14 protein-coding genes are annotated in these 15,431 nt (G+C 68.8%); 5 read left to right on the top strand and 9 right to left on the bottom strand.

Translation table 11 applies throughout. The features are described from left to right. Positions 1-37 precede the first annotated feature (37 nt). A complete protein-coding gene (locus tag JWS13_RS40920) occupies positions 38-976 on the top strand; it encodes an NADP-dependent oxidoreductase (RefSeq protein ID WP_206010852.1) in 939 nt (312 codons plus the stop codon). Between the two features lie 16 nt (positions 977-992). Here JWS13_RS40920 and JWS13_RS40915 read toward each other — a convergent pair whose 3' ends face one another. Together JWS13_RS40915 and JWS13_RS40910 are read right to left on the bottom strand one after the other, a co-directional pair. Beyond that, positions 993-1,622, bottom strand: a complete 630-nt coding sequence (locus JWS13_RS40915) for a TetR/AcrR family transcriptional regulator (RefSeq protein WP_206010851.1) — start codon at positions 1,620-1,622, stop codon at positions 993-995. Positions 1,623-1,713: 91 nt separating this feature from the next. Beyond that, on the bottom strand, positions 1,714-1,902 hold the full coding sequence (locus JWS13_RS40910; protein WP_005247576.1) for a DUF1918 domain-containing protein: 189 nt from the start codon (positions 1,900-1,902) through the stop codon (positions 1,714-1,716). Positions 1,903-2,011: 109 nt separating this feature from the next. On the opposite strand from JWS13_RS40910, the gene JWS13_RS40905 reads away from it, so the two are divergent. Together JWS13_RS40905 and treZ are read left to right on the top strand one after the other, a co-directional pair. Continuing rightward, complete coding sequence (locus tag JWS13_RS40905; protein WP_179220139.1) at positions 2,012-2,161, top strand: hypothetical protein; 150 nt, start codon at positions 2,012-2,014, stop codon at positions 2,159-2,161. A gap of 40 nt (positions 2,162-2,201) precedes the next feature. Then, positions 2,202-3,935, top strand: coding sequence for a malto-oligosyltrehalose trehalohydrolase (treZ, locus tag JWS13_RS40900; protein ID WP_206010850.1), 1,734 nt, complete (start codon positions 2,202-2,204; stop codon positions 3,933-3,935). Here treZ and JWS13_RS40895 read toward each other — a convergent pair. Then, a complete protein-coding gene (locus tag JWS13_RS40895) occupies positions 3,902-5,467 on the bottom strand; it encodes an MFS transporter (RefSeq protein WP_206010849.1) in 1,566 nt (521 codons plus the stop codon). The two genes, treZ and JWS13_RS40895, sit on opposite strands and share 34 nt — an antisense overlap. Before the next feature lie 123 nt (positions 5,468-5,590). Here JWS13_RS40895 and JWS13_RS40890 point away from each other — a divergent pair, with 123 nt between their 5' ends. Further along, positions 5,591-6,115 carry a TetR/AcrR family transcriptional regulator gene (locus tag JWS13_RS40890; protein WP_087556262.1) on the top strand — a complete coding sequence of 175 codons (525 nt, stop codon included), beginning with the start codon at positions 5,591-5,593 and terminating at the stop codon, positions 6,113-6,115. Positions 6,116-6,119: 4 nt separating this feature from the next. On the opposite strand, the gene ilvA is transcribed toward JWS13_RS40890, so the two are convergent. The 3 genes from ilvA to JWS13_RS40875 are packed head-to-tail and all read right to left on the bottom strand — an operon-like array spanning position 6,120 to position 9,779. Continuing rightward, positions 6,120-7,472: a threonine ammonia-lyase IlvA gene (ilvA, locus tag JWS13_RS40885; protein WP_124389984.1), complete on the bottom strand. Its 1,353-nt coding sequence runs from the start codon at positions 7,470-7,472 to the stop codon at positions 6,120-6,122. Positions 7,473-7,515: 43 nt separating this feature from the next. Beyond that, positions 7,516-9,291 (bottom strand): pyruvate dehydrogenase, encoded by a 1,776-nt coding sequence (locus tag JWS13_RS40880; protein WP_206010848.1) that lies wholly within the window; start codon positions 9,289-9,291, stop codon positions 7,516-7,518. Positions 9,292-9,344: 53 nt separating this feature from the next. After that, the gene (locus JWS13_RS40875; protein WP_206010847.1) at positions 9,345-9,779 is read right to left on the bottom strand and encodes a nitroreductase family deazaflavin-dependent oxidoreductase; all 435 of its coding nucleotides are present in this window, start codon (positions 9,777-9,779) and stop codon (positions 9,345-9,347) included. Positions 9,780-9,949: 170 nt separating this feature from the next. Between JWS13_RS40875 and JWS13_RS40870 the strand changes: the two genes are divergently transcribed. Beyond that, positions 9,950-10,186: a hypothetical protein gene (locus JWS13_RS40870; protein ID WP_206010846.1), complete on the top strand. Its 237-nt coding sequence runs from the start codon at positions 9,950-9,952 to the stop codon at positions 10,184-10,186. An 18-nt stretch (positions 10,187-10,204) separates the two neighbouring features. On the opposite strand, the gene dnaE is transcribed toward JWS13_RS40870, so the two are convergent. From dnaE to JWS13_RS40855, 3 genes are all read right to left on the bottom strand, one after another. Next, entirely contained in the window at positions 10,205-13,741 is a 3,537-nt protein-coding gene (gene dnaE, locus JWS13_RS40865; protein ID WP_206010845.1) for a DNA polymerase III subunit alpha, read from the bottom strand. Positions 13,742-13,839: 98 nt separating this feature from the next. Next, positions 13,840-14,757, bottom strand: a complete 918-nt coding sequence (gene rarD / locus JWS13_RS40860) for an EamA family transporter RarD (RefSeq protein ID WP_206010844.1) — start codon at positions 14,755-14,757, stop codon at positions 13,840-13,842. Next, on the bottom strand, positions 14,754-15,431 hold the full coding sequence (locus JWS13_RS40855) for a hypothetical protein (RefSeq protein ID WP_206010843.1): 678 nt from the start codon (positions 15,429-15,431) through the stop codon (positions 14,754-14,756). Before JWS13_RS40855 ends, rarD begins: the two co-directional genes overlap by 4 nt.

Genomic DNA, 15,431 nt, shown 5'->3' with positions numbered 1-15,431 from the left:
GCGGTTAAGAAGTACTCACGGGGGTACTGGCCCTTGTATGCGACGTGTGGTTGCCCGGGCGTACGGAGGGCCGGAGGTCCTCGCGGTGGTCGATGCGGAGCCGGTGGGTCCCGCGCGGGGTGAGGTGGTGATCGAGGTCCGCGCGATCGGGGTCAACCCGATCGACTACAAGCTCTACAGCGGCGCGTTCGGCGCCGATCCCGTAGCGCTGCCGATGCGGCTGGGCAGCGAGGCGACTGGCGTCGTCGCGGAGGTGGGTGACTCCGCCACGGGACCGAGGGGCCCGATCGCGGTGGGCGACGAGGTGATCGCGTACCCGTTGTCGGAGGCGTACGCGGACCGGCTCGTGGTGTCCGGTGATTCGGTGGTCCCGAAACCGGCGTCGTTGCCGTGGAATGAGGCTGCCGGACTTCTCGCGGTGGGTGCCACCGCGGTCGACACCCTCGACACGGCGAACGTCGGCACAGGCGACCTGCTGCTCGTGCACGGGGCGGCGGGCGGCGTGGGGTCGTTCGTCGTGCAGTTGGCGCGGGCTCGCGGCGCCACGGTCATCGGCACGGCGCGGCCCGGGAACCACGACTACGTGCGGTCGCTCGGTGCGACGCCCGTGTCCTACGGGGACGGCCTGAGCGACCGGATCCGTGTCCTGGCACCGGACGGGGTGGACGCCGTCATCGACACCGCGGGCAGCGACGAGGCGATCGACGTGTCCGTGGGCCTGGTGCGGGACCGGTCGCGGTTGGTGACGACCGTCCCCGGACCACGGGCGGGCGAGGCCGGTTTCCGGATCGTGGGCGCGCTCGGGCCGGAAAGCATGGAACCGCGTAAACAGGCCCGAGCCGCCCTCGTCGACCTCGCGGGCAGCGGTGACGTGCGGGTGCGGGTCGCGCGCACGTACGCGCTGTCGGAGGCGGCGCGCGCTCACGCCGATCTCCGGAAGCCGCACGCGGCGGGCAAATTCATCCTGTTGCCTTAGGCGGGGTTGTCGGCGCTCAGTGGAGCAGGCTGGCCCGGATCGTCGCCTTCACCCAGTTCCGGTAGTCGTCGACGTCCCACCCGCACTGCAGGCGCAGCATCGAATACACCTGCGGCGACACGACGGTGAACAGCACGTCGGCTGCCCGCTGGACGGAGATCTCGGGGCGCAGCAGTTCGTGCGCGGCGAGTCCCTCGGCGAGGGTCATCGCATTCTCGGCGGACGCCCGCGCGCCCTCGTCGGCGAACCGCCGCATGTCCTCGTCCGCTCCCGAGGATTCGATCGACGTCGCCATCAGGGTTCCGGCCCGCTCCAGGACGTCGGTGCTGTACTCCACCATCTGTTCGAGGATCCGCTCCACCGGGTCGCCGTCCCGGGGTGTGCGGGCGGCAGGAGCGGCGTCGGTGTCGCCCTGGATCGCCGCGTGCAGTGCCTCGTGGAACAGTTCCGCCTTGCCGCCCGGGAACACGGTGAAGACCGTGCGAGTGGACACTCCGGCTGACTCGGCCACGTTCCGCACCGTGGTGCTGACGTATCCGCGTTCGGCGAACAACCGGGCCGCGGCATCCCGGACGAGGAGGCGGGTCCGGCGCGCCGATTCCGCACGCAGCGGCGATGAGTAGGGCCTCTTGGCGGAATCGGGCACGGTCTCACGATAGACGCATTCGTTTCATCGATCGTGCAACCAATGCGGCACGGCGATCCGCCGCACCTGGACCAGGCGAAACGTCCGATGTCTACGACTTCGGGTGTTCCACCCAGGCATCGGATCCGGGAAACACGAGGGCCTCGTGGCCGTCGTCGTATCGGACGAGATAGGGCGGTTCGCCGTTCTCGCCGTGTACCTCCACGACCTCGGCGGTCGTCTCGTGCACCCCGACCACCCGGCCTTGAACGTGCAACCGGTCTCCCACTGCTACGTGCATGACTGCTCCTCGCGACGTTCGAGTCCGTACTCTCAGCTTGCTACTTCCGGATGCGGGGCGAAAGGGCCGACTCGCCGCCATCTCCGCCGCCGTGTGCCATCGTGGGGGCATGGCTACGTATCGATACCTCGACAAGGACCGTAACGTGCTCGAGGAGCAGGACTTCGGCACGGTGCAGGATGCCGAGGAACACCGGCTGTCGGTCCTGGGCGCCGAGATCATCGAGGAGGTCGAGGACTCCTCCGCGCCCGAGAGCTGACTGTCCTGCGCGGCCCGCCCGGTCGGGGCATGCTGATCGGGTGCACACATTCGAGGTATGGGCCCCGATCCCGACATCGGTTTCCGTGGAGGTGGACGGCAGGCGCCACGAGATGACCCCGTCACCGGACGGGTGGTGGCGGGCCGACGTCGACGCGTCGCCGGACTCCCGGTACGCGTTCGTCCTCGACGACAGCGATACCCCGCTCCCCGATCCCCGGTCGCCGCGCCAGCCCGACGGAGTGCACAGCGCGTCCCAGCTCCACACGCTCGACGAGAGCCTCTGGACCGACTCGCAGTGGACCGGGCGGCAGCTCGCCGGCTCGGTCGTCTACGAATTGCACGTCGGCACGTTCACTCCGGAGGGCACGTTCGCCGCCGCAATCGACCGGCTCGACCATCTCGTCGGACTCGGCGTCGACTTCGTGGAACTGATGCCCGTCAACGGGTTCAACGGAACCCACAACTGGGGATACGACGGCGTCCTCTGGTACACGGTGCACGAGGGCTACGGCGGACCGGACGGACTGCAGGCCCTCGTCGACGCGTGTCACGCACGCGGTCTCGGTGTGGTCCTCGACGCCGTCTACAACCACCTCGGACCGTCCGGGAACTACCTCGACCGGTACGGCCCGTACCTGGCGCAGGGCGCCAACACCTGGGGCCGCAGCATCAACCTGGACGGACCGGACAGCGGCGAGGTGCGCCGCTACATCATCGGCAACGCGCTGCGGTGGTTCCGCGAGTTCCACATCGACGCGCTCCGACTCGACGCCGTCCACGCGCTCGTCGACCACACCGCCACCCACCTTCTCGAGGATCTGGCCGTCGAGACCCGCCGGCTGTCCGCGCACCTGAGGCGGCCGCTGACGCTCATCGCCGAGAGCGACCTCAACGATCCGCGCCTGATCACGTCACGGTCGGCAGGCGGCTGCGGCCTCGACGCCCAGTGGGACGACGACGTGCATCACGCCATCCACGCGGCGGTCTCGGGCGAGAGGCAGGGCTATTACGGAGATTTCGGTTCGATGGCCTGCCTCGCGGACACGCTGCGCCAGGGGTGGTTCCATGCGGGCACGTTCTCGACGTTCCGGGGTCGCACGCACGGCAGGCCGCTGGACACGCGGCGGATCCCGGCCAGTTCGCTGGTCACGTACACGTGCACGCACGATCAGATCGGCAACCGGGCGATCGGCGACCGCCCCGGCACATATCTCGATTCCGGGCAGCTCGCCGTGAAGGCGGCGCTCGTGCTCTGCTCGCCGTTCACGCCGATGCTGTTCATGGGCGAGGAGTGGGGGGCGAGCACCCCGTTCCAGTTCTTCACCTCGCACCCGGAGCCGGAGCTCGCGCGGGCGACGGCGGAGGGACGCAAGGCCGAGTTCGCGGAGCACGGCTGGAGCACGGACGACGTTCCGGACCCGCAGGACCCGGAGACGTTCGAGCGGTCCAAGCTCGACTGGGACGAACCGGCCCGGCAGCCGCACGCCCGGCTGCTGGACTGCTATCGCTCGCTGCTGCGGCTGCGCCGGGAGCGCGCCGAGCTGACGGATCCGTGGCTCGAGAACCTGTCCGTCGACTACGACGAGGCGCAGCAGTGGATCGTGGTGCACCGCGGCGCACTTCGCCTCGCCTGCAACCTGGGCGCCGAACCGGTGACCGTCCCGGTCGGCGGCTCCCCCGTGTTGTGGTGGGAGCCGCCGACGCAGGACCAGACCGCGTCGGCGACGGAGCTACCGGGTCACTCGTTCGTGGTGCTCGACAGCTCGCCCTGACGGTCGCGCAGCATCCGCAGGACGAGGATCGCGGTCGCGAACAGGATCACGGCGGTCGCGCCCGCGGCGACGTGCATGCCGTCGACGAATGCCGACTGCGCGGACTCCAGGAACACCGCCCGCGCCGTCTCGGGGAGATGCTGTGCCTCCGCGACCGCGGCACCGAGCGTGCCCTGCGCGGGCTCGATCTGCTCCTGCGGCAGCATCGACGTGTCGAGGCCGCTGCGGAAGATCGCCATGACGACGCTGCCGAGCACGGCCACACCGAGTGCGATGCCGAGTTCGTACGCGGTCTCGGACACCGCGGAGGCGGCGCCGGCCCGTTCGGGCTCGACGGCGCTCACCACGAGGTCGGACGTCAGCGTCAGCGCGATGCCGACACCGGCTCCGGCGAGACCGAAGCCGACGACGAACATCGTCGGGGCACCGTCGACACCGAGCGTGAGCATCAGTGCCGCACCCACACCTGCGACGGCGAGGCCGCTGCCGAGCACGTGCGAGGTGGCCCACCGGCGCACCATCCAGGCCGCCGCGAGCGCGGTGACCGCGCTCATCAGCATGCCGGGCAGCATCAGCACACCCGATTCGAACGCGCTGTTGCCCAGCACCAACTGCAGGTACTGCGAGCCGAAGAACAGGACGCCGGCGAGCGCGAAGATGGACAGCAGGTTGGTGAGGACGGCGGTCGAGAACGCGGGCTTCGCGAACAGGCCGATGTCGATCATCGGGTCCTTCATCGACTTCTGCCTGCGGACGAACACCACACCCGACAGGACGCCGACGAGACCGACGCCGAGGAGCACCGGGTCGAGGCCGTGCACCACGGTTTCCTTGACCGCGTACACCAGCGGCAGCATCGTCGTCATCGACAGTGCCGCGCTGAGCAGGTCGAACCGTCCCGGCGCGGGATCCTTGGATTCGGGGATCACGAGCGGTCCCACGGCGATCAGCACCAGCATCACGGGGAGGTTGATCAGGAACACCGAGCCCCACCAGAAGTGCTCGAGCAGCCAGCCGCCGATCAGCGGGCCCGCCGCGGTGCCGCCGCCGGCCATCGCGCCCCACACGCCGATGGCGAGGGTGCGCTGGCGCGGGTCGACGAAGATCGTGCGGATCAGGCCGAGGGTCGCGGGCATCAGCGTGGCACCCGAGATTCCCTGCAGCACACGGGCCGCGATGAGCATCTCGGGTGTCGGCGCCCATGCCGCGATCAGCGACGCGATACCGAATCCGGCGGCGCCGATCAGCAGCAGACGGCGCCGTCCGATCCGGTCGCCGAGTGTGCCCATGGTGATGAGCAGTCCGGCGAGGACGAAGGAGTAGACGTCGATGATCCACAGCAGCTGCGTGCTGCTGGGCTCGAGGTCGGCGCTGATGAACGGCAGTGCGAGGTCGAGCACCGTGCCGTCGACGGCGATCAGGAGGACGGCGAAGGCCAGGACGACCAATCCGAGCCAGTCTCGGCGTGATGCGGAGGACTGACCTGGTGCGCCGTAGGCGTCGTTGATCCCGCGATCCGTGGAGACAGACATTTATCTTCCTGCGACTTTCGATTGGGGCCGGCACCGTGATGAACCGTCCGGCCGGTACAGTTTCGTAACCTTACCGTTAACCGTCCGGACGGTAAAGTTATTTCCCGGGTACAGTCGCTCTCCATGGCTGCCGGTACGCGCGATCGAATACTCGACGCCCTCGAGAAGCTGCTGCTCGACGTGGGGATAGCCCAGGTGACCCTCGAAGCCGTCGCGGCGGAGGCCGGGGTGTCCAAGGGCGGATTGCTCTATCACTTCCCCAGCAAGGAAGCGCTCCTCGCCGCCATGGTGCGCCGGCTCGGCGAGCGGGCCGACGCCCAGCTCGCCGACGCCGTGTCCGGCGGCACCTCGATGTCCGAGTGGTATCTGCAGGTCCCCGACGCGAGCACCACCGAGGAACTCGCCCTCTACCGCTCGACCATCGCCGCCCTACGGAGCGTCGACGGTCAGCACGACGAGATCCAGAAGGCCGTCACCGACGTCATGCGCAGCTGGGACGAGGGTCTGCAGGACGAGATCGACGATCCCGTGCAGGCCGAGATCGTGCGCCTCGTCGGCGACGGCATCTACCTGGCCGCGCTGCTCAGGCTTCCCATGCCCGAGCCCGAGCTGTACAAGAAGGTCGTCGCGCGGCTGCTGCAGAAATAGCGACTCAGGTGAGGTAGCGGTACGCCGGGCTTCCCGGCTCCAGGCGTTCCACCTGCATCCGGGACTGCTCCATCCGCTCGAGCAACTCGCCGAGCCCCTCCGCCTTACCGAGCTCGATACCCACCAGAGCGGCGCCGGTCTCCCGGTTGTTCCGCTTCACGTACTCGAACAGCGTGATGTCGTCCTCGGGGCCGAGCACCTCGTCCAGGAAGCGGCGCAGGGCGCCCGGCTCCTGCGGGAAGTCGACGAGGAAGTAGTGCTTGAGACCGAGATTGACCAGCGAGCGTTCCAGGATCTCGCCGTACCGCGAGACGTCGTTGTTGCCGCCCGAGATCAGGCACACCACCGTGGAACCCGGCTCGAACGTGATGTTCCCGAGTGCCGCCACCGACAGCGCGCCCGCCGGCTCGGCGATGATGCCCTCGTTCTGATACAGCTCGAGCATCGCGGTGCACAGCGCACCCTCGTCGAGGTTGGTCATCACGAACGTCTCCGGATCGAGCCGGATCGTGGACGACCGATCCGCCTGGCCCAGCGACGTGTGCGTCACCACCTCGGCACCCAGGGCGGACACCACGGCGTAGGGCAGGTCGCCGACCCGCTTCACCGACGCGCCGTCGACGAACGGGTCGATCTCCGTCAGCGTCACGGGACCACCGGCCACCAGGGCCGCCGTCATCGACGCCGCCCCCGTCGGCTCCACCCCGACGATGGCCGCGCGGGGTGCGTGCGCGTGCAGATAGGTCGCGATGCCGGCGATGCACCCGCCGCCGCCGACCGGAACCAGGACGGAATCGGGGGCGCTGCCGAGCTGCGCGAGGATCTCGGCGGCGATGGTGCCCTGACCGGCCGCGGTCCGGGCGTCGTCGAACGGTGCAACCATCGTCGCGCCCGTCCGCCGCACATCGTCGGCGGCCGCAGCGGCGGCGGCGTCGTACGTCTCCCCCGTCAGGATCAGCTCGACGAACTCGCCGCCGTGCGCGCGGATACGATCACGCTTCTGCTTGGGGGTGTTCGACGGGACGTAGATGCGGCCGGTGATTTCCATTGTCCGGCAGGCGAACGCGACGCCCTGCGCATGGTTGCCGGCGCTGGCCGTCACGACGCCGGCGGCACGCTCGGCGGCATCGAGCTGTGCCATGAGGTTGTAGGCACCGCGAAGTTTGTAGGAGCGGACGACCTGCAGGTCTTCACGCTTGAGGTAGACGTTCGCGCCGGTCAGGGACGACAGGCGTTCGCTCCACTGCAGTGGGGTGGCGTCGATCACGTGGGAAATTCGCTCGATGGCCGCGTCGATGTCGCCCACTGTCAGGGGCGAGGTGATGTTCTGGGCTGCGGTATCGGGCGATGTGGACACCCGGATATGTTCCCACTCTCCGGCCATGGGATACCAGTCGGGTTCAGCCGCGCGGATCGAACTGCGACGGTCGCGGCACGTTCCGGACGTTCGACTTCGCCATTTTCACGGCCTCGCCGACACCCCCGTTCATCACCATCTTCGACAGCGCCAATGCGAAACCGGTGAGCTGGCCACCCGTGATGGTCGGTGGCAGCGACAGCGCCAACGGGTCGGTGACGAGATCGACGAGGGCCGGTCCGTCGTGATCGAATGCCTGCCGCAGACCCGATTCGATGTCGGCCGGATTCTCGATCCGGCGGGCGAAGATGCCCAGCGCGGAGGCCACCGCCGAATAGTCGACCGGCGCGACGTCGACCCCGAAATCAGGCAGCCCGTCCACCAGCATCTCCAGCTTGACCATGCCGAGCGTGGAGTTGTTGAACACCACGATCTTGACCGGGAGCCGGTACATCGCGACCGTCACCAGTTCGCCCAGCAGCATCGACAGCCCGCCGTCGCCCGACACGGACACCACCTGCCTGCCGGGCGCGCACACCTGGGCGCCGATCGCATGCGGCAGGGCGTTCGCCATCGATCCGTGCAGGGCCGAGGAGAGGAAACGCCGCGAGCCGTTCGGCGTCAGGTAGCGCGCCGTCCACACGTTCGACATTCCCGTGTCCGTGGTGAAGATCGCGTCCTCGGCGGCCAGGTCGTCGAGGATCGACGCCGCGTACTCGGGGTGGATCGGGACGCGCTGCTTGGCCGGTTTCGTGTATGCGCCGACCACCTTGTTCATCAGCGTCCGGTGCTTGTCGAGCATGTCGTCGAGGAAGCGGCGGTCGTCCTTCCGCCGGATCAGCGGGGCGAGCGCACGCAACGTGCTCCCCACGTCGCCGTGCACCGCCAGGTCGACGTCCGTTCTCCGGCCGATTCGCTGTGCGGCCCAGTCGATCTGCGCGGTGCGGACGCCGTCCGGCAGGAACTGGTTGTAGGGGAAGTCCGTTCCGACGAGCAGCAGGAGGTCGGCGCCGTGCATTCCGTCGTGCGCCGCCCCGTACCCCAGCAGCCCCGTCATCCCGACGTCGAAGGGGTTGTCGTACTGGATCCATTCCTTGCCGCGGAGGGTGTGCCCGATCGGCGCACCGATCGCGTCGGCCAGGCCGAGCAACTCCTCGCGTGCCGCGCGCACCCCTTCGCCGGCGAAGATCGCGACCTTCCCCGCCGCGTTCACCGCGTCGGCGAGTGCCTGCACGTCGGACTGGTCGGGCACGATCGCCGGCGCACCGGTGCGCGGCACCGACGGCGCCCGCCCCTCGGCGGGACGGTCCGCGATGTCGCCCGGCAGGGTGATCACCGCGACACCGGACAGCGCCGTCGCGTGCGCGATGGCGGACGCCGTGACGCGCGGGGCCTGGGCGGGACTTCCGATCAACTCGGCGTACCGGGAGCACTCGACGAAAAGCCGGTCCGGGTGCGTCTCCTGGAAGTAGCCGAGACCGATCTGCTCGCTCGGAATCTGCGCCGCGATCGCGAGCACCGGTGCCCCCGAGCGGTCCGCGTCGTAGAGACCGTTAATCAGGTGCAGATTTCCCGGCCCGCACGAGCCGGCGCAGACCGCCAGCGTGCCGGTGATCTGCGCCTCCGCGGCGGCGGCGAAGGCTGCGGCCTCCTCGTGCCGCACGTGGATCCAGTCGATCCCGCCGTTCTCCGCGCCGCCCGACCGCCGGACCGCGTCGACGACGGGATTGAGGCTGTCGCCCACGATTCCGTAGATCCGCCGGACGCCGGCATCCTGGAGTTGACGCACCAGCTGATCGGCAACGGTTTTCGCTCTCATCGGGCCTCCGGTCGGGGACGGTCGAACGGCGAACGACAGCGGCGGTGCGAGAATCAGGCGGGTTCGAGCACGAACACCGGGATCTGCCGATCGGTCTTCTTCTGATACTCGGCGTAGTCCGGGAACGCGGCGACGGCCCGCTCCCACCACGTGGCCTTCTCGTCGCCCGTCACCTCACGGGCCACCATGTCGTGGGTCGCCGAGCCGTCGCGGAGTTCGACGTGCGGTTCGGCCTTCACGTTGTAGTACCAGACCGGGTTCTTCGGGGCGCCGCCGAGCGACGCGACGACCGCGTACGTCCCGTCGTGCTCGACACGCATCAGCGGCGTCTTGCGGATCTTGCCGGATTTCGCTCCCCGGGTGGTCAGCAGGACGACGGGCTTGCCGCCCAACGTCGTGCCCTCGGCACCGTCGGTGGATTCCATCAACTCGGCCTGATCCGCTGCCCACTTGGTCGGACTGGGTTCGTATTCACCTGTGAGTGGCATGCGTCCAGTCAACACCTGATCCGCGAGGGCCCGCCACCGATTCCACCGAACCAGCGCACATGCGAAGGACCACATCCGATTGTTCGTTGCGCCGAACTCCGGATTCCGAGTACCCTGATCGCACGCGGGGACGTCCGCTCCCCCGACCCACTCCAGTGAGGTGACCTGCGATGACGACACACGACGCTTGGGTGCGCCGCGATGTGCCCCGCAGCACCCCCGCACGGACGGTCGATCTGGCCGGCACCGAGTGGCCCCTCTACAAGCTGGAGGCCCTGGCAGTCGCGCTGCTGGTCTTCGTCACGATCCTCGTCGTCACCCAGGCGCTGCAGGCGGCCGTTCTCACCGCCGCCGCGGCCGCCGTGGTGGTGTGGTGGGCGCGGCGGCTCTTCCCGCCGCGCTCCTAGCCGCATCCGTCAGAGCGATCACACGGACAGGCAGCTCGGTCCGAGCAGCGCCTTGAGGTCGCCCATCAACGCCGACGACGGTTCCACCCGGAGCACGTCGTCCACCTTCCACAACGTGACCTCGGTGCCGCCGATCAACCGCACGTGCACGTCCGACGTGCCCGGATGGCGGGTGAGCACCTGCCGCAGCGCGCCGATCTTGTCCTTGGTGCACTGACGCAGCGGCAGGCTGACCGCCAGCGGCTTCGCGACCCCCACCGCCGAGAGGTCCGGCACCGCAAGGTCGTTGGCGATGAGTGAGATCCGGTCGTCGCGGATCGACACGCGCGCTTTGACGAGCACCACGGAGTCCTCCGTGACGTCCATCCCGTACACCGAGTAGGCCTGCGGGAAGAACAGCACCTCGATACCACCGGTCAGGTCCTCGAGCTGAGCGGACGCCCAGGTGAGACCGTTCTTGTTGATCCTCCGGTTCACCGACGCGAGGATGCCGCCGACGGTGACCTGGGTGCCGTCCTTGATGTCGCCTTCGAGGATGGTCGGGATCGCGGTGTCGGACTGCGCCGACAGCACGTGCTCGACGCCGTTGAGCGGGTGCCCGGACACGTACAGTCCCAGCATTTCCCGTTCCAGCGCCAACCGGTGCTTGGAGTCCCACTCCTCCTCGGGGATCTTCACGTTGAACACCGACGCGATCGACTCGTCGGCGTCGTCGCCGCCGAACAGGTCGAACTGGCCGATCGCCTCCGCCTTCTTGGTGCCCATCACCGCGTCGATGGCGTCGGCGTGGACGAGCATGAGCCCCTTGCGCGGGTGGCCCAGCGAGTCGAATCCGCCTGCCTTGATCAGCGATTCGGTGACCTTCTTGGAGCAGGCGGCAGCGTCGATCTTGTTGAGGTAGTCGGAGAAGTCGACGAACTTGGACTTCTCCTTGCGCGCCTTGATGATCGAGCCCACCACGTTGGCACCGACGTTGCGGACGGCGCCCATGCCGAACCGGATGTCCTCTCCGACGGAGGCGAAGTTGACCTCCGATTCGTTGACGTCCGGCGGCAGCACGGTGATGCCCATCTTGCGGCAGTCCGCGAGGTAGACGGCGGCCTTGTCCTTGTCGTCACCGACCGAGGTGAGCAGACCGGCCATGTACTCGGCCGGATAGTTGGCCTTGAGGTACCCGGTCCAGAACGACACCAGGCCGTATCCGGCGGCGTGCGACTTGTTGAACGCGTACCCGGCGAACGGGAGGATGGTGTCCCACAGCGCCTTGATGGCGGGCTCGGAGAACTCGTTCGCGAGCATGCCCTCGCGGAAGCCTGCGTACGCCTCCTCCAGCACCGACAGCTTCTTCTTACCCATGGCGCGGCGGAGAATGTCGGCCTGTCCGAGCGAGTACCCGGCCACCTTCTGCGCGATCTGCATGATCTGCTCCTGGTAGACGATCAGGCCGTACGTGTCGGCCAGGATCTCCTTCAGGGGCTCCTCGAGTTCCGGGTGGATGGGTTTGACCTCTTGCCGCCCGTTCTTGCGGTCGGCGTAGTCGTTGTGCGCGTTCATGCCCATCGGACCGGGCCGGTACAGCGCGAGCACCGCGACGATGTCCTCGAAGCCGGTGGGCTGCATGCGGCGCAGCAGGTCGCGCATTGCGCTGCCGTCGAGCTGGAACACCCCGAGAGTGTCACCGCGCGAGAGCAGTTCGTACGTGGCCGTGTCGTCGAGCGCGAGGGTGTCGAGATCGAGTTCGATCCCCCGGTTCGCCTTGATGTTGTCGATGGCGTCACCGATGACGGTGAGGTTCCGCAGCCCGAGGAAGTCCATCTTCAGCAGGCCGATGGCCTCGCACGACGGGTAGTCCCAGCCGGTGATGATGGCGCCGTCCTGGGCGCGTTTCCACACGGGAATCGCGTCCATCAGCGGTTCGGACGACATGATCACCGCGCAGGCGTGGACGCCGGCGTTTCGGATCAGGCCCTCGAGTCCCTTGGCCGTCTGGTAGATCTTCGCGACGTCCGGGTTGGAGTCGATGAGGGCGCGAACCTCCACCGCTTCCTTGTAGCGCTCGTGGGTCGGGTCGGTGATGCCGGACACCGAGATGTCCTTGGCCATGATCGGCGGCGGCAGCGCCTTCGTGATCTGGTCGGCGATCGCGAAACCGGGCTGACCGAACTGGACTCGGGCGGAGTCCTTGATGGCCGCCTTCGTCTTGATGGTGCCGAACGTGATGACCTGGGCGACGCGGTCGCTGCCCCACTTGTCCGTCGCGTAGCGCACCATCTCGCCGCGACGGCGATCGTCGAAGTCGATGTCGATATCGGGCATGGACACGCGCTCGGGGTTCAGGAACCGCTCGAACAGCAGGCCGTGCGGGATGGGGTCGATGTTGGTGATGCCCATCGCGTAGGCGACGAGCGAACCGGCGGCCGAGCCTCGGCCGGGGCCGACCCGGATGCCGACCTCACGCGCGTGGTTGATGAGGTCGCCGACGACGAGGAAGTAGGCGGGGAAACCCATTTCCAGGATGACGCCGATCTCGTAGTCGGCGCGGGCCAGGTACTCCTCGGGCGGTCCGTCGGGGAACCGGCGGTCCAGCCCGCGGAGGACCTCCTTGCGCAGCCAGGTGCCCTGCGTCTCGCCGTCGGGGACCGGGAAGATCGGCATCCGGTCGTGGTGCGCCCACACGTCGTCGTACGGCTGGACACGCTCGGCGATGAGCAGGGTGTTGTCGCACGCGCCGGGTACCTGGTCGTCCCACAGGGCCCGCATCTCCGCGGCGGACTTGAGGAAGTAGCCGTCACCGTCGAACTTGAACCGGGTGGGGTCGGACAGCGTCTTGCCGGTCTGGATGCAGAGCAGCGCCTCGTGGTTCTCCGCCGCTTCCTTCGTGACGTAGTGGCAGTCGTTGGTGGCGAGCGGCGGGATTTCGAGCTTCTTGCTGATCTCGAGGAGGCCCTCACGCACGCGTCGCTCGATCGACAGTCCGTGGTCCATCAGCTCGAGGAAGAAGTTGTCCTTGCCCCAGATCTCCTGCCACTTGGCGGCCGCCTCGAGCGCCTCGCGGTCGTGGCCGAGTCGCAGCCGGGTCTGGATCTCGCCGGACGGGCAGCCCGTGGTCGCGATGATGCCCTCGTGGTGGGTGGCGATGAGGTCTTCGTCCATGCGCGCCCACTTGCCGAGCTGACCCTCGATCGACGCGAGCGAGGACAGCTTGAACAGGTTCCGCAGACCGGTCGCGTTCTCGGCGACCATCGTCATGTGGGTGTACGCACCGCTACCGGAGACGTCGTCGGACTTCTGGCTGCGATCGCCCCACAGCACACGCTTGGTGTTGAAGCGGGACTCGGGCGCGACGTACGCCTCGATGCCGATGATCGGCTTGATGCCCTGCTTCTTCGCCACGTTGTAGAACTCGCTGGCGCCGTACATGTTGCCGTGGTCGGTCATGCCGACCGCCGACATCTCCAGCCGCGCGGCCTCTTCGAACAGGGGGCCGACCTTGGCCGCACCGTCGAGCATCGAGTACTCGGTGTGATTGTGCAGATGTACGAACGAGTCAGCCACGTGCGCCTCTCTGAAGGTCTGGGAGCCTCACGAGTGTAGGCCCTCGGACCGACAGCTCCGGTCGCCGACGGCGGGTGTCGCCGAAGTCGTGACGCGAGTTACGGGACGGGCGCCTGGGACGGGGCGGGATTGCGCCGCTCGCGCCGGACCCGTACCAGCGCATCGGTACTGAAGATCGCGAGCGCCACCCAGATCAGGGCGAATCCGATCCACCGCGACGCGGGCATGTCCTCGTGGAGAACGGCGACGCCCCACGCCATCTGCAGCGCCGGTGTCAGGTACTGCAGCATGCCGAGTGTGCGCAACGGCACCCGTTGCGCCGCCGCGCCGAACAGCAGCAGCGGCAGGGCGGTCACCGGGCCCGCGGCCATCAGCAGCAGGGTGTGCCCGATGCCGAACCCGAGGAACGTGCCTGTTCCGGTGAGGGCGAGGAACACCAGGTAGCCGACCGCGACGGGTGCGGCCACGATGCCCTCGGCGGTGAGGCTCGTCCGCGGGTCGAGCGGCATCACCTTCTTGCACAGCCCGTACAGCGCGAACGAGGCGGCCAGGGTGAGCGCGATGTACGGCGGATGCCCGTAGTCGACGGTGATCACGATCACCGCGACCGTGGCGAGGGCGAGCGCGACGATCTGGGCCGGGACGAGCCGTTCCCGGAAGATCACGACGCCCAGGAGCACGCTCACCAACGGGTTGATGAAATACCCGAGCGCGGTCTCGACCACCCGGTCCGACGTGACCCCGTAGATGTAGGTGCCCCAATTGACCGCGATGGCCGTCGATGCGGCCGCGACCAGCAGCCAGGTGCGCGCGCTGAGCCCGCGCAGCGAGTGGAGCCGGCCGGAGACCGCGAGGACGAGAAACATGAGGGCGAGCGTCCACACCACGCGGTGCGCGAGGATCTCCACCGACCCGGCCGGGCCGAGGAGACCGAAGAACGCCGGGAACGCGCCCCACAGCACGTAGGCGCCGACTCCGCAGGCGGCGCCCACGGTTTCCGCTTTCCACGCCGTCACGAAATGCTCCCCGGGACGACGCCGTCGTCGGGACCGGGCGCGACGGTCCCGACCTGCTCCGGCAGCAGCGGGCGCACGGCGAACCGACCGGCGACGGCGTCGGCGCCGAGCGCTTCGACCGCCCGGACGTCCGGTTCGGACCGCAGCGCGGCCAGGGCGTCGTGATCGCCGCGGACGACGGCGCCGATCACGCACGCGCAGTTCCGGGCGAGTTCCGCCGACGAGACCGCCGCGATCTGCGCCTGCCGCTCCGTTTCGCCCGTCATCGCCTGGGCGCGGCCGGCGGCCAGGTCGCTCGCCCGGGCGAGGGCCGCGTCGCCTGCCGCGACGGACACGGGCACGAGGGGGGTCTGCACCCGGTCGAGCGGCACGCGGAAGAGCACCTGCGACACCCGGGTGCCGGACGCGGCGTCCCGGACGGTGTCCGTGGTCACCGGACGCGTGAACGAGACGAGCGCCCAGCGCTCCTGGCGGCCGTCCGCCTCGTCGAGCGATCGGTCCGCCCGGGCCAGGTAGTCGGCTACCACTTCCCCGTTGTCGGGGCCCAGCGTGTCCGTCGATACGGGCGCGCGCCGGACAGGGTTCAGCGCCCCGAGCAAGACGGTCACCGCGATCAGGACGACGGCGGTGAGCACGGCAGGCACCGCGGTACCGCCGGGGCGCGGGAGCCGCAC

This window comes from Rhodococcus pseudokoreensis, assembly GCF_017068395.1.
Taxonomy (GTDB): Bacteria; Actinomycetota; Actinomycetes; order Mycobacteriales; family Mycobacteriaceae; genus Rhodococcus_F; species Rhodococcus_F pseudokoreensis.
Note: the sequence above shows the minus strand (reverse complement) of the source record. Positions and strands in the feature narration are given on the sequence as shown.

Coding starts and splice junctions, on each gene's coding strand:
- JWS13_RS40870 (WP_206010846.1), top strand. CDS start 9,950: ATGACGACACACGACGCTTGGGTGCGCCGCGATGTGCCCCGCAGCACC.
- JWS13_RS40895 (WP_206010849.1), bottom strand. CDS start 5,467: ATGTCTGTCTCCACGGATCGCGGGATCAACGACGCCTACGGCGCACCA.
- JWS13_RS40880 (WP_206010848.1), bottom strand. CDS start 9,291: ATGAGAGCGAAAACCGTTGCCGATCAGCTGGTGCGTCAACTCCAGGAT.
- JWS13_RS40910 (WP_005247576.1), bottom strand. CDS start 1,902: ATGCACGTAGCAGTGGGAGACCGGTTGCACGTTCAAGGCCGGGTGGTC.
- JWS13_RS40890 (WP_087556262.1), top strand. CDS start 5,591: ATGGCTGCCGGTACGCGCGATCGAATACTCGACGCCCTCGAGAAGCTG.
- JWS13_RS40905 (WP_179220139.1), top strand. CDS start 2,012: ATGGCTACGTATCGATACCTCGACAAGGACCGTAACGTGCTCGAGGAG.
- JWS13_RS40920 (WP_206010852.1), top strand. CDS start 38: ATGCGACGTGTGGTTGCCCGGGCGTACGGAGGGCCGGAGGTCCTCGCG.
- JWS13_RS40875 (WP_206010847.1), bottom strand. CDS start 9,779: ATGCCACTCACAGGTGAATACGAACCCAGTCCGACCAAGTGGGCAGCG.